Below are 20,460 nucleotides of genomic sequence, written 5' to 3'. Positions count from 1 at the left end.
GTGACGATGGCGGAATCCACGCAGCTGAGGGTCGCCGTGCTCGGGGCCGGTGGCATCGGCGGGTTGCTCGGGGCGTTGCTCACCAGAGCCGGGCATCGGGTCATCTTCCTCGGCCGGCCCGACACCGTGCACAGCCTGCGGGTGGACGGGATGCGGGTCCGCAGCGCGCAGTTCGGGCAGTTCGACGTCGCCGTAGCGGCGGACACCGAATTGCGTGAGCCTGTCGACGCATGCCTGATCGCGGTGAAGCAGCCGGACCTGATGTCGGCGTTGGAGCGGATCGATCCCGACGTCGCCGGCACGGCACTGCTGGTGCCACTGCTGAACGGGATCGAACATCCCGGCATTCTCCGGAAGCGGTATCGGCCGGAACTGGTCGCACCAGGGGTGATCCGGGTGGAATCGACCCGGACCGAACCGGGCCTGATCGTGCAGGGCAGCTCGTTCGTCGAGGTCGATCTCGCGGGCGCCGACGGCGCGCGCGATCAGCTCGGCGCACTGGCCGCCACGCTCACCGGCGCGGGCATCGTGGCCCGCGTCCAGGACGACGAGACCGCCATGCTCTGGCGCAAACTCGTCGCGCTGGCACCGTTCGCGCTGATGACGACCCACTATCGCGCCCCGATCGGAACGATCCGGACCGAGCATCGTGCGGAGCTGGTCGCGGTGCTCGGGGAGATCGCCGAGATCAGCCGGGCCTGCGGTGTCGAGGTGGATGTCGAGGCGGCACTGCGTTTCTACGATGCCTTCCCGGATCTGGCGATGTCGTCGATGCAGCGTGATGCCCAGGCCGGCCGGTCACTGGAATCCGATGCCATCGGCGGTGCTCTGCTGCGGATGAGCGCGCTGCACGCCGTGCCCGCCCCGTTGACCGAGCAACTGGTGCGGCAGGTGCTGGCGGCGGCGAGCTGACGGGGCGAGCACGCTCAGCTCGTGTGCCCGGACGGCTCCGCCGGCGAGGGCCGTGGATCACCGATGCCGAGGGCGCGGGTGAGGGTTGTTGTCCACCAGCGGAGTTGCCGCTGCGAATCGTCGGCTTCCGGTCCGGTGATCCCGGCGCTGCGCCGGAAGACCGTCCCGTAGACGGATTCGGTGGCGACGGCTTGATGCAGCGCCGCGACCGCGAGCCGGGTGTCGTCGATCGGGATGCCGGCGCCGTTGCCGGGGCGCAGCGCATGCAGTGCTTCGACCACGGGATTCAGCATCCCGGACCCGGAATCGCGCCACCCGGCGGCATGGAGCGCGATCGCCAGCTCGCCGTAGCCCTGCCGGTAGAAGGCCGCGAGGGTGTCCACGAACCTGCACAGGTCCGCGGACTGGACGAGGCTGGACTCCACCACCTCTTGGAGGCCGGAGGTGATCTTGGCCCCACCGTGGCGCAGCAGCGCCTCCAGGAGGCGATCGCGAGTACCGAAATGGTGCCCGAGGCCCGCATCGGTCATGCCGACACTGGCGGCAACCGAACGGACCTGCACGGCGGCCACACCGCCGCTGGCGAGTAGTCGCTCGGCGGCGTCCAGGATCAGGCGCTGGGCCTCCTCCGGGGAGCGCCGTACACGTGAGGTGGTCACATAGCCTACGTTACCTTGACCGGTCAAGGTAATGCGCTTAGGCTACTGATCCAACGGGACTTCGACGCCGCAGTCATCGACATCACAAACTTAACCTGTTGTCGGGCAGTGCATTACGCAATCGTCTTTCTCATCGAGTCGACTCTTCGACGAGACGTGGGCAACGCGGAAGGTCTTATATGAACGATCCCTCGGCCCCGTGCCTGCGTCGTCTGACGCGCCCCGACGGCACCGTTCTGCGTGGACTCGCCGCCGGCGCCGGGCCGACCGTGCTGTTGCTCCACGCCGGTGGTGAGCGCTCCCGCGTGTGGGATCCGGTGGTCTCGAGCCTCGTCGCGGCGGGGTATCGATGTGTCGCCTTCGATCTGCGCGGGCACGGCGACAGTGGCGGGCAAGCGCGAACAGTGGCGCCGTGCGCGGCCGATATCGCCGCGATGGTGCGCGCCGAACAGTCCGGGTGCGTCGTTGTCGGGGCGTCACTGGGCGGACTGGCCGCGATCGTCGCGCTCGCGGACGCGGAGGTGCGCGGACGTGTCGCCGGCCTGGTGCTCGTCGACGCGGTGTCCACCATGAACCCCGAACGTGTACTCGAATTCCTCACCACCACAATCGATCACAGTCCGTACACCGAGCTCGTCGAAGATCTCCTCGCCCGCATTCCCCAGCTCGGGCGGGCCACCGATGTCCTCGACGTCCCCATCCTGCTGATCCGGGCCGACGGCAAATCACCCATCGACGACGATGACGTCGATCGATTCGTGCGGCTGGCGCCACACACCACGGTCGTTCCGATCGAAGGCGCCCGCCATCTCGTGGCCCGGGATCGTCCCGAAGACCTCGCCGAGATCATCGCTCGATGGCCGCCATTGGCACTGCAGCGATATCTCCGGCACAACTGACTCGACTGCTGATTCGCCACCGAATCGGCCTGTTTCAGCGCACGTCGCCTTGATGGCGCCGTGGTAGGGATCGTGAGATATGAGACTGGACATTCGACTGCCACCGCGCCGCACACTGGTCGCCGAGTCCGGCTGCTCGACGATAAATGGTGAATTCCAGCGGGCGAGCAGACCGAATCAACAGATTCGGCTCGCCCCGATTCCGGCGATGGTGGCCACGGCCGCGGGCTGGCAGCCCGACATCGTGCTGCTCGACGCGTCGACGGATCCGCGAGCCGGGCTGGCGCCCGTTGTGCGGCAATTACGGTCGCTCGATCGCCGGCCACTCATCGCTTTGCTCGTACACAAGGAAACGGCCCCACAGACACTCGAGGTCGATCTGTTGCTGGCCGCTGATTTCCGCGCCGACGCGATTCTCGATGCGCTGGAGGTGGCGGCATCGGGAATCATCCTCGCCACCGCGGCACTCGAGCACGCTGATCGCATCGAAGCGGACCCGGACACCTACCAGCGCCTTTCCCTGCTGACCGGTCGCGAAACCGAAATCCTCTATCTCATCGTCGACGGACTGTCGAACCGTGAAGTCGGGGCACGGCTGTTCATCAGTCCGGACACGGTGAAAGAGCATGTCAGCAGAATTCTCGCGAAACTCGGGGTGAACAGCCGAATAGAAGCGGCGGTCGTGGCCGTGCGCGCGGAATCGTGGCGCACCTCGGCCTGAATTCGCCATTGTCCCCGGCACACACAGGCGGACCCCGATGGAATCCCACCGGGGTCGCCGCTGTGCGCTGCCGCCGTGGTCAGGGCGCCGGCAACTGCATCACCTGCAGTGTCGAGATCGCCGTCGCCGCGAGTTTGCCGTTCCCGTTGTGTGCCTCGGCGGCGATATAGATCGCCGACCGGCCGGGCTTACGAATCGTGGCCGTCAGGGTCAGGCGCTCGCCGACGAACACCGGGCGCATGAAATGCGTTGTCAGGTCCATGGTCGTCGTCGGGTTCTTCGCGGTCAGATAGCTGAGCGGCGCCATCAGATCGTCGAACATCGCGGCGAGGAAACCACCCTGGAGCAACCCCATCACATTGCCGTACTGCGCCGGGATCTCGACCGTGGCCGACAGCGATCGGCCGACAACGAATTCCTGGTACTGCAAGCCCAGAGTCGTCGTCGACGGCGGGGGCAGTGCGAGCTCGACGCCGGGCGGGATCGGCAGATGGTCGAATGCCGTGATCGCGTGCTTGACGATCTCGTCGTGCCCGGTGATGACGGTTTCATCTGGCATGGACAGCTCCTCTATTGTTGGGGTGTTTTCGGCGCATTGGCGGCGGCCAGGGCGGAGAAATACATCTGCTGCGCGACCTCGGCCACCAGGTCCCAGCGTTCCCACGTCATCGGTGTCGGCTCCGTATCGGGGACGAACCGATACCGCGACAGATCGTCGATGCCCTTGAACTGTGCCAGCACCTCATCGTCCATGAGGGAATTTCCGGTGAACTTCGCCGGATCCTGTTCCAGCACAGCCAACATGGCGTCGACGACAATGTCCTCGGTGCGCCAGTCAGCCGGATTTCCGATGCCGAGATTCTGGGTGGCCGCCGTGCCGATCAGCGTGCGCGTCCAGAGCGTGTTGCAGGCGATGCCGTCGGCCGCCACTTCTTTGCCCAAGCCCAGCGTCATCAGCGTGGCATTGAGTTTCGACGACATATAGGCCACCTTGCCGCCCATGTGCTGAATTCCCTCCGGGTCCAGCGGTGGGCTCAAGTTGACGATGTGGCCCCAGCCGCCCTGGCGCATATGCGGAATACAGTGGTGCGCCAGCAGGAACGGCGCCCTGGCGTTGACGGCCATCACCAGGTCGTAGCGTTTCTGCGGCGTGCCCTCGACCGACTGCAACCACATCGCACCGGCGTTGTTGACCAGGATGTCGAGCCGGCCGAACCGTTCGACCGTGCGGTCCACCAGGTTCTGCAGATCCGCTTCGCTGCGCACATCGCAGCGCACGCCCAGTGCCTGCGCGCCGCGTTCCTCGATCTCGCGCACCGTTTCCGGCACACTGCCCGGCAACCGTCCGCCGGTTTCCATCGTCTTCGCGCCGATGACAACCGAGGCACCTCGCTCGGCCAGCGCCAGTGCCAGTGCCTTGCCGATCCCACGGCTGCCGCCGGTGATCACGGCTACCCGGCCTTCGAACTGTCTCATGTGATGCTCCTTGGATTCTTCGTCAGCGACCGCCGGCGACGGCCGGCTCCCGCGCGGGCAGGTCGAACCGCGCGCCGACTTCCTGCTCGAACGACTCGGCCCACGCTTCGAGCCGGTCGACATTGCGCCGCATGTCGCCGAAGGTCTGGTCGGCGGTCTTCTCGGTGAGCAGGTCCAGGTGCAGTTGGGCGCAGATCGGCACCTTGCTGTATTCGACGAACAGATACTTGTCCGGCTCGGTGGCCTGGGCGCCGAACGCACGCAGGTTCGCCTGCATGCGCGCCTGGATACCCTGGAATCGTGTGGCGATGGGGTGGAATTCGGCCGCCGCGTCCTCGTTGCCGATCAACCCCCGGAACAACAACTGCGAGGGCAGCGCCCAGTAGAACGACGTATCCCACATCACCTTGGTGAACATGGCGGGCGCGTTGCCGAAGATCGAGTAGTTCTGGTGATACATCCCCAAGTAGTTGGGCCACATGTCCTCGAGCATCAGCCGATTGAAGGTCTGGGCGACCTCGGCGGTGAGCCCACCCCGGCGATCGAGTTCGATCATGCGGGTGGTGATCGTGTTGGTGTAGGCGATGTAATCCGAACCCGGACTGTAGAAGGCATCGAGGAAGACGCCGGCCTCACCGACACAGGCCCACCGGTGCTGCGAGAAGATTTGCCGGGAGCCATAACTCGCGTTGCGCACCTGCAGGAAGTCGAGCTGCTCGGCGTCGTCGATGAACGACGCCAGGGTGGGCTCGTGCTCGCCGAGCCATTGGCGCGCCTTCTTCTGCGTGCCGTAGGTCCCGAAGGGATGAATATCCTCGTCGGTCACGATGCCGATGCTGGTGTTGCCGGAGGCCAGCGGGATCATCCACACCCAGTACCCGGTGCCCATCAGGTGATTGGTGGAGAACCACCGGCGTTCCTGGGTGGGTGGCCGCCACGCCGGGTTCGTGGTGTCGGTCATCCGCTCGACGTCGTACTCGCCGCGCAACCGCCACCACGCCGAATTGATCTTGTGCGGGCTCGGGGCACTCAGCCCGAGCTTGCGCTGCAAGATCCGCTGGCGGCCCGACGCGTCGACGACGAAGCGCGCCCGCACTGTCTGCTCAGCGGTCTCGCCGGCCACCTCGAAGTGCACGATGTGGTCGTCGTCGGTGGTCGACAGTTCGACGTCGAGTACTTTCGCCTGCTCGATGAGATGGGTGCCCAGCTCGGCGGCGCCCGCCCGCAGATCACGCTCGAATCTGCCGCGGTCGATCTGATAGGACGTGACCCGCGGGAATCGCCGCGCACCCAGTTCGGGCCGCAGTTCGAGCGGCCCTTGCGCATCGCCGAAGAACATCCGCAGCCCGAGCTTGTGCAGGTGGCGCCGGTTCAGCTGCCCGGTGAGGCCGAGTTGTTCGCCGAAATATTGGGCGCCGCCCTCGACCGTGGCCTCACCCACCTTGTACGCCCCGTCCGGGATGTCGCCGCCGCTGCGCTCCAGGACCAGCACCGTGAGGTCGGGCATGGCCCGCGCGAGCTGCCGGGACAGGGTGAGCCCCGCCAGGCCGCCACCACAGATGACGACGTCGTACCGCTTCTTCTGCTCCATCAGTGTTCCCCGTTCGTGCTGTTCGTCCGTGGGCCGGCTCAGTGCCCGTAAGCCAGGCTGGTGAAGTTCGGGAAGGTGTCCTCGGCGGACAGCTCCTGGGTGATCGTGCGCAGCACCTGCGGGTCCGGGTTCTGGATGAACAGGTGCCCACCGGGCACGGTCGTGAGGGCGAACCCGCCGCTGGTCAACTTGCCCCAGCCCTGCATCTGGTCTTCGTCGAACACCGGGTCGTCGGCGCCGCGCAGGACCGAGATCGGGGCGCGCAGGGTGTAGCCGTTGCCGAAGCGGTAGTCGCCGAGCATCTTCAGATCCGCCCGGATCGACGGCATCCAGTGCAGGATGGAGGCTTCTTCGGCCACCGGGATGTCGAGCAGTTTGTTGTCCCGCAGAACTGCCAGCACCCGGCTGTCGGACTCGCTGTCGAGATCGAAACCGTCGCGGATGTGGGCCAGGCCCCGCACGTACTTCTCCACCAGCGTGGGGGCGGGCCACCCACCGATGACCAACTTCATCGGCACCTCGTTGTAATGCTGTTCGAGGTACTTGGTGAGCTGGTAGGCCAGCAACCCGCCCATGCTGTGCCCGTAGATCACGAAGGTGCGATCCAGGTAGGGCAACATGGCCTCGGCCAGCTCCGCGACGAACTCCGGCAACGCGCTGACCGGTGTGTCACCGAGCCGTTCCTCGCGGCCGGGGAACTGGATTCCCACCGTCTCGACCGAGTCCGGCAGGTAGTCGGGCCAAGGGGTGAACACCGAGGCGCCGCCACCGACGAAGGGCAGCGCGAACAGTCGCACCGAGGCGGTGTTGGAGCGCCCGACCACCGTGCGGATCCAGCGTTCCGGGCCGGTGGCGGGGGCCGGTGCCGGTGCGACACCGGTGATTTCGCCGTCGACCTGCGCGAGCACCTCTTGGGCCAGTTCGGTGATCGTCGGACCGCGCATCAGGCCCATCGTCGGGAAGTCGATCTCGAGATGCTTGGCCAGCATGTTGCGGATCTGGCCGGCCATCAGCGAGTCCATGCCGAGATCGGTCAGGCCGACATCGCGGGCGAGGCGCTCGACCGGCATGTCGAAGATCCGCGAGATCTGCTGTGCGAGCGCGGTGGTCAATCGCGACAGCCGGTCCTCGTCCGGCAGGTCGAACAGCTCGGCGCGCAGCCCCTCGGTACCGAACGCGGCCGCCGAGCCCGCGGTGTCGCCCACCGCGAGGTGCGCCAGCCGGGGCGAGCTCCGCACGATCGGCATGACCTGATTCATCTTCGCCCAGTTCACGCCGAAAACGCTGGCGCGGTCGACTCCCTGTACCAGGCAGCGGCCGATGAAATCGAGGGCGTGGTCGGGTGAGATGGGTGTCCAGCCCAGCCAGGACAGTGTGTCGAGCTTGTTGCGCGCCACGAACCCGACCTCGGCGATGGCGCCCCAGTTCACCGTCAGCGCGGGCAGCCCGAGCTGGTGGCGGTGGACGGCCAGCGCCTCCAGGAAGCCGTTCGCCGCGGCGTAATTGGCCTGGCCCGGCGTGCCGACGTTCCAGCTCATCGACGAGAACATCACGAACGCGTCCAAGTCGAGCGCGCGGGTGTGGGTGTGCAGATGCCAGGCACCGTCGACCTTGGGCCGCATCGCCCGCAGGAACTCCTCCTCGGTCATGGTGGCCAGCGGGCCGTCGGCGATGACCATGGCGGCGTGGTAGACGCCGCGCAACGGCGGTAGCGCGGCGACCCGCTCCAGCAGGCCGACCACCTCGGCCTCGACCGCGATATCGGCACGTTCGAGCACCACGTCGACGCCCGCGGCGCGCAGGTCCGCGATCGGCTGCTCGTTCTCGGTGTCGAGCTGGGCCCGGCGCCCGACCAGCACGATCGTGCGCGCGCCCTTGCCTGCCAGCCATTGCGCGGTCCGCAGGCCGAAACCGGTGTAGCCGCCGGTGACGAGGTAGGTGCCGGCCGGGTCGAACGGCTCCTCACCGGTGGCCCTCGGATGGATCAGCACCTCGGTGCCGGGATCGAATTCGACCACGACCTTGCCGATCTGCTGGGCACCGGCCATGTACCGGAACGCCGCGGCGAACTGGGCGGCATCGAAATCGGTGTGCGGCAACGGCGGCAGGGTGCCCGCCCGCACGTGTTCGAGAACTGCCGTCATGGCCTCGCCGCACCGGTCCGGTGCCTCGAGCAACATGCGGTCGATGTCGACGGCCGAGTAGCTCAGGTTGTTGCCGAACGGCTTCAACCCCAGTTTGTAGTCGTCGTAGATGTCCTTCTTGCCGATCTCGATGAACCGGCCGTGCGGCTTCAGCAGCGCCAGGCTGTTCGGAATGGCCTCGCCCTGCAGCGAGTTCAGCACGATGTCCACGCCGTCGTAGCTGCTCCGGATCTCGTCGGCGAAGGTCAGTGAACGGGAATCGAAGACCCCGGCCACGCCCAGGTCGCTCAGGTAGGCCCGTTTCTCCGGGCTACCCGCCGTGGCGAGCACGGTCGCGCCGAGCCGATGCGCGATGTGGACCGCGGCCAAGCCGACACCGCCGGCCGCGGCATGCACCAGGACCCGCTCGCCCGCGCGCAACCTGCCCACCTCCACCAGCGCGTACCACGCGGTCAGATAGGCCATCGGCAGCGTCGCGGCGTCGGCGGCCGACAGGCCGGCGGGCGCCGGGTGGACCAGCCGCGCGTCGGTGACCACCCGGGAACCGAAACACCCACGGGCGAAGGCGATCACCGAATCGCCGGGGGCGAAGGCCGTGACCTGCGAGCCGACCTCGGTGACGCTACCCGCGCACTCCACCCCGATGTGCTCGCCGTAGAAGCCACCGGAGGTCGCGCCCTCGGACAACATGCCCAGCGTCAGCATCACATCGCGGAAGTTCAGACCGGTCGCCGCCGGACGGATGGCGATGTCGTTCGGGCCCAGCGCGGGCACGGCCCGGTTCTCGTAGCGCAGTTCTTCGATTCCGGGTTCGGCGGGCACGGCCAGCACGAAGTCGGTCGCCTCCGATACCCGGGTGCGCGTCGCGACCGAGGACTCGAACTCGGCGAGCGAAAGATGCTCGAAGCGGTCGATGAAACGGGCCCCGGCACGGTAGGCGACCTCTTCCTCCGTCGTCCGCACGTGCAGCAGTTCGTCGAACAGCTGAGCCGCCCGCGTGGCGGGCCCGGCGGCGGGATCGAAGTCGATGATCTTGGCCCGCAGGCTGCTGTGCTCGCTGAGCAGCACGCGCATGATGCCCCAGCCGGGCAGCTGCGACGGTGCGGTGCGGTCGTCGGCCACGACGACCGGACCACCGGCCGTCGCCACCCAGAACCGCGGCGCCACCGCCCAATCCAGCTGGTCGACCGCCTGCGCCGCCGCGATCACGCTGTAGGCGCCGTGGCGCTGCGCCTGCTCGAGCAACTCGGTGGTGAGGTCGGTGGTGGCGAAGTCCAGATTCCACAGGTGCACTACGCCCGCCACCGTGCCGGTGGCTTCGCGCACCAGCTCGAGCACCCGGCGCAGATCGGCGGCGCTGGCCGGGTCGACCCGGAAGTTGTGGTCGTCGAGCTGCTCGAAAGACGCTGCGCGGGCGACCACCACGCTCCCCGCCGCGGCTGCCCCGAGCTGGGCCAGATAGTGCTCGGCGACGCCGTCGGCGTCGGCCAGGACGACCCATGCGCCCGGTTCCACGCGCGGCTGATGGGCGTCGAGATCCCGTTGCGGGGCGCGCGCGGCGATCACCGAGCAGCCCGTCTGCTCCGGTGCGGTCATGTCGGAGAAGATCTGGACGTCCGCGAAGCCCGCAGTGGGCAGGAACTCCCGCCACGCGTCCTCCGACAGCAGCGGGTAGTGCGGTCGCAGGTCGCGGTCGGTGAACCGCCACCACCCGTCGGTCATGCCGAAGGTCAGGTCGACCCAGTGCGGCGGGTTGGTCTCCTCGGCCACCACCATGAGCCCGCCCGCGGTGAGCAGCCGCTCGACATTGCCGAGGGTGACACGCAGGTTCTCGGTGGCGTGCAGGACGTTCGCCGCGACGACGATGTCGAAGTAGTGCGGGTCGAATCCCTGCTCGGCGATGTCGTTCTCGATGTCGAGGATCCGGTAGTCCACATAGCCGAAGTCGGTGAAACGCTGGCGCGCCTTGTTCAGGAACAGCTGGCTGATGTCGGTGAACACGTATTCGGCGCGCTCGGCCGGCAGCTGGTCGAGGATCCAGCCGGTGGTACCCGCGGTGCCCGCACCGATCTCGAGCACCCGGATGGGCCGGTCGGCCGGCAGCGCCCGCACCACCTCGGTGATCACCGTCGCGATCGCGCGATTGCACCGCTCGAACGAGAACGAGGTGTCGTAGAGATCGACGACCGATTGGAACTCGTGCTCGGGGAAGATGAGCTCGACCGGGTTGACCTCGTCGCGAAGGACGGCGGCCTGTTCGGTGCCGCAGCGCTGGAGCACCGCGTACTCGGCCTCGCATTCGGGATGCCGCTCGCGCAGCCGGGCCAGCGCCGCCGCGGTGTCGACCCGCGCCGGGACCGTGCGCACCTGCCAGGCGTCGCCGTCGTTGCCGGTGATCCCGTGCCTGGACAGCAGTTCCAGCAGGCGAGCGAGGTAGTCGCGGTGCTTGTCGTGCACGCCCAGTTCACGCGAGAGTTCGTCCAGGGTGAAAGTGCGTCCCGGGGCGAACTCCATGCCCAGCTGGTGGAACGCCTCGGTCACGTAGGCGATGCAGAGCTCGTCCATCGCCGCTTCGGTTTCCGCGTGGTATTCACGGTTGAGCGACCAGTCACGGATCTCGTCGAGGACCGGCTGCACGGCCGCCGCCAGCGCCGGCGCCGACGGCATGAAGTCCGCGGGCAGCAGCGTCCTCGCGCGCACCGGTGCCGCATGCCAGCGGTACTCGTAGAGCCACTGCAGCAGCGTCTCGCGGTCCTCGGTGGGCTGGGTGATCGACTTGCCTTTGAACCCTTCGAAGTGGGCCACCAGCGAGCCGTCTTCGTTGAGCAGCCACAGATCGCCCTCGCAGTAGGCGGGGTCGTCGAGTACGTTGGCCTGCCCGTAGCAGAACACCCGCTTACCGGCTCTGGCGTGGAAACTGAACCGCTTGACGTCGAAGGGAATGTAGAGCGTCTTGTCCTCGGTGTTCGGATCGTTGCCCATCGCGATCGACAGCGACTGGAAGCACGCGTCGAGCAGCGCGGGATGGATCATGTGCCGCCCGGCCTCGTCGCTGATCGCCTCGGGCGTATCGATGCGCCCGAGCGAGCACAACTCGCCGTAGCGCAGCTGGGTGATCGCCCGGAAGGTCGGGCCGAGCATGAGGCCGTTGTTGCGGAACTTCGCGAACACCTTCGCCGGGTCGAACTCCAGTGGGCACTGCTCGTCGAGCTCGGCGAACGGCACGGGCAGTTCGGTGTCGGGAGCGCCCCGGCGCACGGTGCCCGAGGAGTGCAGCACCCAGTCCTTGTCACCGTCCTGGCGGCTGTACACGCCGAAGTGCATCGACTTGGTCACCACCACCTGCACCCGGGGGGCGGGCCGGTCGTCGAAGGTGAACAGGGGGCGGCGGAATTCGACGTTCTCGACCGAGTACTTGTCCGGCCCGAAAACCTCGGTCAGGCAACCGATCACGAGATCGAGGTGGCCGGCGCCGGGGAACACGATGGGCCCCTGCACGCGGTGGTCGTCGAGCCACGGGAAGGTGGCCGTGTCCATGACCATCTCCCAGACATGCTTGTCCGGTTCGTCGGCCACGGGCCGGCGGGTCCCGACGAGCGGATGCCCGAGTTCGGGGAAGCGCTCGTCGCGCGACTCCGGTGTTTCCAGCCAGTAGGTTTCGCGCTGCCAGGGATAGAACGGCACCGGCACCCGCCCGGTGTGGCCCTCGAAAACGCTCGCCCACGCCGGGTCGTAACCGGCGGTGTACAGCGTGCCCAGCGACGACAGCAAGGTGGCGCGGTCGCTCTGCTTGCGGTGCAGCGACGGCACCGCGATGCCGTCGGCCTGGCGCTTGTCCAGCAGTTCGCCGATGGCGGTCGAATGGATGGGGTGGGGCCCCAGCTCGATGAAGGTGCGGTGCTGGTCCTCGATGAGGCGGTCCACGGTGGGCGCGAACCGGACGGGTTCACGGATGTTGCGCCACCAGTACTCGGCGTCGAGGCCGCCGGTGGGCACGACACCACCGGTCACGGTCGAATACATCGGCACCGTCGCCGGGCCCGAGGTGATGCCGGCCAGCGAAGCGAGCAGCTCCTCGCGCAACGGGTCCATGTGGTGGCTGTGGAAGGCCACCTGCACCTGGAGCATGCGGCAGAAGATCCGCTCGGACTCCAGTTCGCGCTGGATCTGCTCGAGTGCGTCGGGATCACCGGCCAGCGCGGTCGATTCCGGGCCGTTGAGTGCCGCGACCTCGACCCGCCCGCGATAGGCGGTGACGCGCTGCTCGGCAGCGTGATACGGCAGGCCGACGGCCAGCATCTTGCCCTTGCCCGAAGCCTGCTGCTGCACCCGGCTGCGATGGAAGATCACCCGCACCGCGTCCTCGAACGACAGCGCGCCGGAGACGGCGGCGGCCGCCACCTCACCGATGCTGTGACCGACGACGGCCTCGGCGACGATGCCCCAGCTCTGCCACAGCGCGGCCAGCCCGAGCTGCACCGCGAACACCGCGGGCTGGGCGATGAAGGTTTCCCCGATCCGGCTCTCGGCTTCGTCGCGGCCGAGCTCCTCGAGCACGCTCCAATCGGCGTGCTTGCGCAGTTCGACGTCCACGCGCTCGACGGTGCGGCGGAAGACGGGACTGTCGGCGAGCAGCTCACGCGCCATGGCCCACCATTGCGGGCCCTGACCGGAGAACACGAAAACCAGCTTGGTGCCCGGTGTCGCGAGGCCACTGGGTGCTGCGCTGCCCGCGCCGTTGGCGTGCTGGCGCAAGGTGTCTCGCAGCTGCCCGACCGATGAGCACACCAGGGCCAGACGCCGGTCGTGATGTGAGCGCGTCTGTGCCTGTGCCGCGGCGACCGCCGCCAGGCCGAGAGCGGCATTGTGCGGGTCGGCCAGGAAATCGGCGTAGTCCGCGGCGTAGGCGCGCAGCGCGTCGTCGGTCTTGGCGCTGAGCGCGAACAGCACCGGCACTTCGGCGGCGCTGTCGGGCACCGGTTCGGCCTGCGGTGCGGTGACCGGCGGGCCCTCCAGGACCACGTGGGCATTGGATCCGCCGAAGCCGAACGAGTTCACCCCCGCGATGCGTGGTCCCGTCTTCGGCCACGGTTGGTGGGTCTGGGCGAGCCGCAGCCCGAGCTCGTCGAAGTCGATTGCCGGATTGGGTTCGTCCGCATGCAGATTCGCCGGAATCTCACCGTTGCGCACGACCAGGCACGCCTTGATGATGCCGACCATGCCCGCCGCCGACTCGAGGTGACCGACGTTGGACTTCACCGCGCCGACGACACAGGCGTCCTCGCCGTCGCGCCCGGCGCCCAGCGCCTTGCCCAATGCGCGCGCCTCGATGGGGTCGCCCACGGCGGTGCCCGTTCCGTGCGCCTCGATGTATCCGACGTCGGACGCGGCGACGCCCGCGTCCCGGCACGCGTCCATGATCATCTGCGCCTGCGCGTCCTCGCTCGGCACCGAGATGCCGGTCGTGCGCCCGTCCTGATTGGTGGCACTGCCGCGCAGTACCGCGTAGATGTGGTCGCCGTCGGCGACGGCCGCCGACACCGGCTTGAGCACGATCGTGCCCGAACCCTCACTGCGGATGTAGCCGTCACCGGTCCGGCTGAACGACTGGCACCGCCCCTCGGGCGAGAGGAAAGTGCCCTGACTGAATCCGATGGTGGCCTCGGGCAACAGCAGGGTGCTCACACCACCGACGATCGCCATCGACGCCTCACCCGACCGGATGCTGCGGATCGCCAGGTGGATCGCGACCAGCGAAGACGAACAGGCCGTGTCCACCGTCATGCTCGGCCCGCGCAGGTCCAGCAGATACGACACCCGGTTGGCCACAATGCAATTGGTGACGCCGGTCATCGTGTGACCGCCGATCAGGTTCCGGTTGCTCGGATTGAGCTGGATGATGCCGTAGTCGTGGCCGGAGACCCCGGCGTACACGGCCACCTTCTCCCCGGCGATCTGCTCGGGGACGATGCCCGCGTCCTGCAACGCCTCCCAGGTGGTTTCCAGGAACAACCGCTGCTGCGGGTCGATCCGCGCCGCCTCGGTGGGTGTGATGCCGAAGAAATGCGCGTCGAACGAGGAGACATCGTCGAGATAACCGCCCGTACGGGTGCGCATACGTCCGGGCCTGGCCGCGTCACGGTCGTAGAAAGCGGCGGCATTCCACCGGTCTTCGGGAACTTCGCGGACCGCGTCGCGTGCCTCGCTCAGGAATTTCCAGAACTCGTCCACATTGCGAACTCGGCCGGGAAATCGGCAACCGATTCCCACGACCGCGATTCCTTCGTGCATCGTCGGGACGGAATCAGTGGGGGATGCATGGACAGAGTTCATCGCCAACCTCTTTGGGAAGAAATTTTTATCACTGCAGGCACGCGACCGGAACGGTTTCGGCGGCTGCCGGGGGACATCGATTGCTCGAAAAGGGGCGCGACATTGCGCTCGGAACGGGGGTTGTCTCAGCCGATCGCGGACGGGGTCGCATCGACGCTGCGGCCCAGCTCGACCGGCACGTGCTCGTAGCCGCGGAAAGTCAGTTGCGGGCGCAGCCGGGGTGGGGCGGCCGCGCGCATGTCGGGGAAGCGAGTGAACAGCGCGCGCAATGCGTGCCCGGCTTCCATCCGGGCCAGATTGGCGCCGAAGCAGGTGTGCACGCCGCTGCTGAAGGCCAAGTGCTCACCGGCGTTCGACCGGGCGACATCGAAGCGGTGGGGGTCGTCGAAGACGGCCGGATCGCGGTTCGCGCCGGCCAGCGACAGCATGACCATCGCGCCCTGGGGCAACTGCACGCCCGCCAGTTCCAGATCGGTCAGTGCGGAGCGGGCGGTGATGAACACCGGCGGCTCGTACCGCAGGACTTCGTCGACGGCGTTGGGCCACAGCTCCGGTTCGGCACGCAACCGGTCCAGTTGCTCGGGGTGGGTGAGCAACAGGCTCACGGCATGACTGATCAGATTGGCGGTGGTCTCGAATCCGGCGCCGATGATGATGCTGGTGTTGGCCTTGAGCGCGTAGTGATCGAGTTCGGCGCCCTTGATCATGTTGCTCAGGACGTCTTCGCCCGGTTCCCGGCGCAACCGTTCGATGTGCACGTCGAGGTAGTCGTTGAGCTCCTGCGCGGCACGCATGGCGCGGTCGTAGGTGTGCCAGGAGATGCCGACGTCGAGCATCGGTGTCATCGCCTCGCCCCAGCGCAGGAACTTCTCCTGGTCCTGGCGGGGCATACCGAGCATTTCGAAGATGATCGCGATGGGCACCCGGGACGCGAACGCCTCGACGAGATCCACCGAGCCGTCATCGGGTAGCGCGTGCAGCAGCTCGTCGGTGACGGTCTCGACCCGGTCGCGAAGCTTGTCGACCGCGCGCGGTGTGAAGGCCGAGACGACGGGCCTGCGCATCTTGGTGTGCTCGGGCGGGTTCATTCGCAGCATCGCGGGCGGATCGGCCGGATTGGCCGGCGGGGGCACCCGGTTCGCCAGCTTCTGCAAGAACTGGGGGATCTCGACCCTGGCCGAACTGCGCACCCCGAACCGGTTGTCGCGCAGGACCGTCCGGGCCAGCGCATGGTCACAGGTCGCCCAGGGGAGCGGGGTCTTCACCAGCTTGCCCTGGGCGCGAATCCGTTCCAGGTACGGGTGCGGGTCGGCGATGCCCTCCGGGCCCATCATCCGGGCGAAGGGGTCGCCGCGGCGGGACTGCACCCGCAGTACCGCCCGCGGTAGACCGTGCAGGGACAACCACCGAAGCCGATATTGCAGGGTCATGATGCCGGCAACCGATCCGGGAAAAGGCAATTCACTGGCGCGGTATCGCCGCGGCGTCTTTCCGGGAATTGTGAATTCATCGCGTACCCCTCATTCGCCGGTGCAGCCGACATTTCACGCGTGCGAAATATGCATGCCTGTCCGAACGCTGCCCCTGGATAACTCGAGGGAGGATCAAGGTCCTCGCCTCGAATGAATTCTAAGCGCATCGAATTCGGCGAACATCCCCCCGATCGGGTGGCGTCGGAAGCGGCGGAATTCGACGTCGTGGCCCGTCGGTCCGGGGTATGCTGCGATCGAATTATGGGCGAGTGCCGCCGAGCGGCACGGCGCCGGATCACCGTGCCGAGATCAGCTGCTGCCCTTCGGGCGGGCGCGCAGGTGGGCGCGTTCACCCTGCTTGCCGAACAGGCTGAGGAATTCCACGGACTCCTCGTCGGCGGGGCCGAACCAGTGCGGCACGTGGGTGTCGAATTCGGCGGCCTCGCCGGGGGTGAGCACCACGTCGTTGTCCCCCAGGATCAGGCGCAGCCTGCCGTTGAGGACGTAGAGCCATTCGTAACCCTCGTGCACCTGCGGGGTGGTGGGCCGGTCGCGGGCGCCGGGGGCGATGATCATCTTGTACGCCTGGATGCCGCCCGCGCGTTTGGTGAGTGGGAGCATGGTCATGCCGTGCCGGGTGACCGGGCGCAGGTGGATGCGTGGATCGCCGGTGGGTGGGGCGTCGACGAGCTCGTCGAGGGTGACGCCGTGCGCCTTGGCCAGCGGCAGGAGTAGTTCCAGGGTCGGTTTGCGGTCGCCGGATTCCAGGCGCGACAGGGTGCTCACCGAGATACCGGTCTCGGCGGAGAGGTCGGCCAGGGTGGTCCGGCGCTGCTTGCGCAGCGAGCGCAACCGCGGGCCGACCGAGTCCAGGGTGTGTTCGAGGTCGTCCATACCCATCAGTTTGCCATAACGGCAATGAACGTTGCCGCGCCTGCTCGTCGGGTGCACTGTGGATTTCGAAGGAGGTCGAGATGACAGAGTTGAACGATTTCTACGACGTGGTGGTGCTCGGTGGCGGAGCCGCCGGGTTGAACGCCGCGCTGATGCTGGCGCGTTCACGGCGCTCGGTGGCGGTGATCGACGCGGGCTCACCCCGCAACGCACCAGCCGACGGGGTACACGGGTTGCTCGGACGCGACGGGATGTCGCCGCTCGAGTTGCTCGAGGTGGGGCGCGGCGAGGTGCGCGGGTACGGCGGGCACATCGTGTCGGGGGAGGCGGTCGGGGTGGACCGGATCGCTGAATCAGACTCGGGCTCAGCGGGTTCGGGGCCGGGTAGCGGCCGCTCCGCGCCGCGCGTCGACGAACCTGTCGGGTCCGGCGACGGCACGGACGCCGCTGAGTTCCTGGTGACACTGGCCGACGGCCGCACCGTGCGCACCCGGCGCATCCTGATCGCCACCGGACTCGCCGACGTGCTGCCCGATATCCCCGGCCTGCGCGAACACTGGGGCCACGACGTGCTGCACTGCCCGTACTGCCACGGCTGGGAGGTACGTGATCAGCGCATCGCCGTGCTGGCGAACGGGCCGATGTCGATGCACCAGGCGCTGCTGTTCACCCAGCTCAGCGACGACATCGTCTTCCTGTCGCACACCGCGCAACCGTTGACCGACGAAGACACCGAAAAGCTGATGGCACAAGGTATCCGGATCGTCGACGGCGAGGTGACGGAAGTGCTCGCGGCCGATGACCGGTTGACGGGCGTGCGCCTCGCCGACGGCACCGTCGTCGACCGGGACGCCCTGGTGGTCGGACCCCGCTTCGGCACCCGAGCCACCTTCCTCACCGCCCTCGGGCTCACCCCGCAACCCCACCCGTCCGGCATCGGCGACCACATCCCCGCCGAACCCGGCGGCCGCACCGCCGTACCCGGTGTGTGGGTCGCGGGCAACGCCACCGACCCGATGGCACAGGTCGGCGCGGCCGCCGCGGCCGGAGCCATGGCCGGTGCGCAGCTCAACGCGGAACTGGTGACAGCCGATACCGCCGCGGCAGTCGAGCGGTTGCGGGCGGCGTCGGGTGCGGCCGTGGCTCCCTGAGTTCGGCTCGGGCAGCCACGGGGTCACCCTGCTCCCCAGTCCGGTGTCAGCGTCGGTCGGGGCGGGCAGCCTGAGCGTCGTCGATGGCGGCGGACAGCAAGCTTCGGGCCTTGGCGGGGGACAGCTGACCGACGGTGACGTGTAGGGCGAGACCGTCGAGCAGGGCGAGCAGGGTGTCGGCCGCGGAGGTGGGGTCGCGGTGCCGGGGGAGCAGGGCGGCGAGGTGGTCGCGGAAGGCCAGGCCGTTGGCGGCCAGGGTCGCCGCCACCTGGGGGCGGACGGAGGCAAAGGCCAGATAGCCGATCAGGACCCGGGTGTCGGCGGCGGATTCGGCGTCGGTGGGCAGCAGCGCGGTGAGCATCCGGTGCAGGTCGGGATCGGGGCCCGCGGCGCTGATCCGGGCGGCGATCCGCTCGGCGATGGTGGTGGTGGCGTACTCCATCATCGCCTCCTTGCTGGGGAAATAGTGCTGCACCTGGCCCGCGGAGACCCCGGCCTCGGCGGCGACATGGCGCAGGCTGATCGACTCCAGGCCGTCGCGGGCGAGCAGGCGCATCACCGCGTCGCTGATCGTCGCGCGTCGAGCACTGTGGTCCACCTGTTTCGGCATGGACCCATCCTTTCACAATGCACTTGTATTGCCTTGCCTCGAGTCTTTACAATGCGAATGTATTGAAAAGGAGGGTCCATGCGCCCGGTCCAGCTGGCAAGACGTTTCGTCCGCCTCGAAATCGACCTCTGGGTGAGCCTCGTGCGCGCCCTCGCCCGCAGACCCGACATCGCCGACGGCACGCCGATCCGATACGCGGGCGCGGTATCAGGACTCCTCTGGGCTTTCCTCCTGGTCAGCGCCGTGGAGATCCCGGCTGTCCACCTGATCATCCCGTGGGCACCGGTCCAGGCCGGCGCACTGCTACTCGGCGCCTGGGGACTGTTGTGGCTGGCCGGCATGCTCGCCGCACACCACGTGTACCCCCACGTGCTCACCGATGAACTCCTGCGAGTCCGCTACCTGCGCCGGGTCACCCTCGACCTCTCGCTGGCCGGCATCCGGACCGTACGCAACGAGCTGCGTCCCTACGACAGCGCGAAAACGCTACAGCTCACCGGAACCGGAGAGACAACGCTCGCTGTCATCGTCGGCAGTTCGACCAATATCCGCGTCGACCTGATCGAACCGCAGACCTTCCACACCCCGCACGGCACCTTCACCGCGAGCACCGTCGTGTTCTGGGCTGACGACCCACGGGCCACGGTCGCCGCGATCCGCGCGGCCATGGTGGTGGACCGGGCGATCTGACCGTTCCAATGCCATACTGACCAGGTCAGACGATCGCCGAGCGACGAGCGAGGGGCCGATGACCGCGGATCCTAGGCCATCGGGGGACAGGGCCCGTTGAGCTGGCCGGTGCCGCCACGTGGGGAGGCTGTCGGCGGCCGCCTGACCCGCGCCGTGACCCTCCAAGGCCGCGAACGGGCCGCATTCGTGCGCAGCGATCCAGACATGGACCATCGGGTTGCCCGCGCCGGGGTTGATGGAGTTCGGCGGCAGTTGCCCTGGTCGTCGGTGACGCCGGCGACCTGCGGACCGTTCTCGCCCGCCTTCCAGCACCGGTTGTCGTGGTCGGTGTGCATGGCGTTAACGATCCCGGGACGGTGCGCGAAATTCGGATCATGAGTCTGAAAAGCAAAAAACGCCAGCGAGTTTCGGTTCGGGTCGGGGTGGCCGCCGCAGCGGCCGCTGCCGCGCTCGTCGGGTTCAGTAGTCCGGCGACGGCCCTGCCGTCCGACCAAGTCGTGCAGTTCAACCCGACGCTCGCCCGGATCCCGGGGAACGGCTGCGCGGCCATCATCAACGCCGAGACGGTGCCACAGCCGCAGGCCGGGCACCTCGGGGTCCGCGTGAAAATCGTCCAGACGGGCGAGAACTGCTCGCCCTACCGGGTGGCGGTGCAGTGGAAGAACCTCGACACCGGCAGGGAGAACGGTCAGTCCCACACCGTCGACAGCAATGGTGTCATCAACGCGACGGACGGCGTGATCACCGGCATGGGCATGGGCCCCGGGCCGGGCCGGGTCGAAGCGAAAATCGTCGCCACCGCCGACCTCTACCCGCACCACCCCGAACTCGATCAGCTCTCGGGCCGAGCCTGGATCACCCTCAACGAGTAGGAAGCGGACGGCAGGGGCGGATCCGATGCTGATCCG

At 67.9% G+C, this 20,460-nt stretch carries 14 protein-coding genes; 6 read left to right on the top strand and 8 right to left on the bottom strand.

Translation table 11 applies throughout. From position 1 onward, the window contains the following. Window positions 1–6: 6 nt before the first annotated feature. Entirely contained in the window at window positions 7–912 is a 906-nt protein-coding gene (locus ACFO5K_RS14805; protein ID WP_378561957.1) for a ketopantoate reductase family protein, read from the top strand. A gap of 14 nt (window positions 913–926) precedes the next feature. Here ACFO5K_RS14805 and ACFO5K_RS14800 read toward each other — a convergent pair whose 3' ends face one another. Continuing rightward, window positions 927–1,571 (bottom strand): TetR/AcrR family transcriptional regulator, encoded by a 645-nt coding sequence (locus tag ACFO5K_RS14800; protein WP_378561954.1) that lies wholly within the window; start codon window positions 1,569–1,571, stop codon window positions 927–929. A gap of 179 nt (window positions 1,572–1,750) precedes the next feature. Here ACFO5K_RS14800 and ACFO5K_RS14795 point away from each other — a divergent pair, with 179 nt between their 5' ends. Further along, window positions 1,751–2,470 carry an alpha/beta fold hydrolase gene (locus tag ACFO5K_RS14795; protein ID WP_378561951.1) on the top strand — a complete coding sequence of 240 codons (720 nt, stop codon included), beginning with the start codon at window positions 1,751–1,753 and terminating at the stop codon, window positions 2,468–2,470. 79 nt (window positions 2,471–2,549) lie between these two features. After that, on the top strand, window positions 2,550–3,191 hold the full coding sequence (locus tag ACFO5K_RS14790; protein ID WP_378561948.1) for a LuxR C-terminal-related transcriptional regulator: 642 nt from the start codon (window positions 2,550–2,552) through the stop codon (window positions 3,189–3,191). A gap of 79 nt (window positions 3,192–3,270) precedes the next feature. On the opposite strand, the gene ACFO5K_RS14785 is transcribed toward ACFO5K_RS14790, so the two are convergent. The 6 genes from ACFO5K_RS14785 to ACFO5K_RS14760 form a co-directional block, all read right to left on the bottom strand. Next, the gene (locus tag ACFO5K_RS14785; protein WP_378561945.1) at window positions 3,271–3,750 is read right to left on the bottom strand and encodes a PaaI family thioesterase; all 480 of its coding nucleotides are present in this window, start codon (window positions 3,748–3,750) and stop codon (window positions 3,271–3,273) included. An 11-nt stretch (window positions 3,751–3,761) separates the two neighbouring features. After that, complete coding sequence (locus ACFO5K_RS14780) at window positions 3,762–4,667, bottom strand: SDR family oxidoreductase (protein ID WP_378563859.1); 906 nt, start codon at window positions 4,665–4,667, stop codon at window positions 3,762–3,764. 22 nt (window positions 4,668–4,689) lie between these two features. Further along, window positions 4,690–6,258, bottom strand: a complete 1,569-nt coding sequence (locus tag ACFO5K_RS14775) for an NAD(P)/FAD-dependent oxidoreductase (RefSeq protein WP_378561942.1) — start codon at window positions 6,256–6,258, stop codon at window positions 4,690–4,692. A 38-nt stretch (window positions 6,259–6,296) separates the two neighbouring features. Then, complete coding sequence (locus tag ACFO5K_RS14770) at window positions 6,297–14,693, bottom strand: SDR family NAD(P)-dependent oxidoreductase (protein ID WP_378561939.1); 8,397 nt, start codon at window positions 14,691–14,693, stop codon at window positions 6,297–6,299. A gap of 167 nt (window positions 14,694–14,860) precedes the next feature. After that, window positions 14,861–16,165, bottom strand: coding sequence for a cytochrome P450 (locus ACFO5K_RS14765; RefSeq protein WP_378561936.1), 1,305 nt, complete (start codon window positions 16,163–16,165; stop codon window positions 14,861–14,863). A gap of 351 nt (window positions 16,166–16,516) precedes the next feature. Then, on the bottom strand, window positions 16,517–17,101 hold the full coding sequence (locus ACFO5K_RS14760) for a helix-turn-helix domain-containing protein (protein ID WP_378561933.1): 585 nt from the start codon (window positions 17,099–17,101) through the stop codon (window positions 16,517–16,519). An 80-nt stretch (window positions 17,102–17,181) separates the two neighbouring features. Here ACFO5K_RS14760 and ACFO5K_RS14755 point away from each other — a divergent pair, with 80 nt between their 5' ends. Beyond that, window positions 17,182–18,252 (top strand): NAD(P)/FAD-dependent oxidoreductase, encoded by a 1,071-nt coding sequence (locus ACFO5K_RS14755; protein ID WP_378561930.1) that lies wholly within the window; start codon window positions 17,182–17,184, stop codon window positions 18,250–18,252. Window positions 18,253–18,298: 46 nt separating this feature from the next. Here the strand turns inward: ACFO5K_RS14755 and ACFO5K_RS14750 are convergent, their stop codons facing one another. Next, a complete protein-coding gene (locus ACFO5K_RS14750; RefSeq protein WP_378561927.1) occupies window positions 18,299–18,862 on the bottom strand; it encodes a TetR/AcrR family transcriptional regulator in 564 nt (187 codons plus the stop codon). A 78-nt stretch (window positions 18,863–18,940) separates the two neighbouring features. On the opposite strand from ACFO5K_RS14750, the gene ACFO5K_RS14745 reads away from it, so the two are divergent. Together ACFO5K_RS14745 and ACFO5K_RS14740 are read left to right on the top strand one after the other, a co-directional pair. Further along, window positions 18,941–19,552, top strand: coding sequence for a hypothetical protein (locus ACFO5K_RS14745; RefSeq protein WP_378561924.1), 612 nt, complete (start codon window positions 18,941–18,943; stop codon window positions 19,550–19,552). Between the two features lie 374 nt (window positions 19,553–19,926). Further along, window positions 19,927–20,424, top strand: a complete 498-nt coding sequence (locus ACFO5K_RS14740; RefSeq protein WP_378561921.1) for a hypothetical protein — start codon at window positions 19,927–19,929, stop codon at window positions 20,422–20,424. Window positions 20,425–20,460 lie beyond the last annotated feature (36 nt).

The organism is Nocardia halotolerans (genome assembly GCF_042650145.1).
Lineage (GTDB): Bacteria > Actinomycetota > Actinomycetes > Mycobacteriales > Mycobacteriaceae > Nocardia > Nocardia halotolerans.
This window is presented reverse-complemented; position numbering and strand designations above follow the sequence as displayed.

What these genes read in the sequence shown, in the direction of transcription:
- ACFO5K_RS14770 (WP_378561939.1), bottom strand. Translation starts at nt 14,693, where the DNA reads ATGCACGAAGGAATCGCGGTCGTGGGAATCGGTTGCCGATTTCCCGGC.
- ACFO5K_RS14745 (WP_378561924.1), top strand. Translation starts at nt 18,941, where the DNA reads ATGCGCCCGGTCCAGCTGGCAAGACGTTTCGTCCGCCTCGAAATCGAC.
- ACFO5K_RS14760 (WP_378561933.1), bottom strand. Translation starts at nt 17,101, where the DNA reads ATGGACGACCTCGAACACACCCTGGACTCGGTCGGCCCGCGGTTGCGC.
- ACFO5K_RS14765 (WP_378561936.1), bottom strand. Translation starts at nt 16,165, where the DNA reads ATGACCCTGCAATATCGGCTTCGGTGGTTGTCCCTGCACGGTCTACCG.
- ACFO5K_RS14750 (WP_378561927.1), bottom strand. Translation starts at nt 18,862, where the DNA reads ATGCCGAAACAGGTGGACCACAGTGCTCGACGCGCGACGATCAGCGAC.
- ACFO5K_RS14740 (WP_378561921.1), top strand. Translation starts at nt 19,927, where the DNA reads ATGAGTCTGAAAAGCAAAAAACGCCAGCGAGTTTCGGTTCGGGTCGGG.
- ACFO5K_RS14775 (WP_378561942.1), bottom strand. Translation starts at nt 6,258, where the DNA reads ATGGAGCAGAAGAAGCGGTACGACGTCGTCATCTGTGGTGGCGGCCTG.
- ACFO5K_RS14790 (WP_378561948.1), top strand. Translation starts at nt 2,550, where the DNA reads ATGAGACTGGACATTCGACTGCCACCGCGCCGCACACTGGTCGCCGAG.
- ACFO5K_RS14785 (WP_378561945.1), bottom strand. Translation starts at nt 3,750, where the DNA reads ATGCCAGATGAAACCGTCATCACCGGGCACGACGAGATCGTCAAGCAC.
- ACFO5K_RS14795 (WP_378561951.1), top strand. Translation starts at nt 1,751, where the DNA reads ATGAACGATCCCTCGGCCCCGTGCCTGCGTCGTCTGACGCGCCCCGAC.
- ACFO5K_RS14780 (WP_378563859.1), bottom strand. Translation starts at nt 4,667, where the DNA reads ATGAGACAGTTCGAAGGCCGGGTAGCCGTGATCACCGGCGGCAGCCGT.
- ACFO5K_RS14805 (WP_378561957.1), top strand. Translation starts at nt 7, where the DNA reads ATGGCGGAATCCACGCAGCTGAGGGTCGCCGTGCTCGGGGCCGGTGGC.
- ACFO5K_RS14755 (WP_378561930.1), top strand. Translation starts at nt 17,182, where the DNA reads ATGACAGAGTTGAACGATTTCTACGACGTGGTGGTGCTCGGTGGCGGA.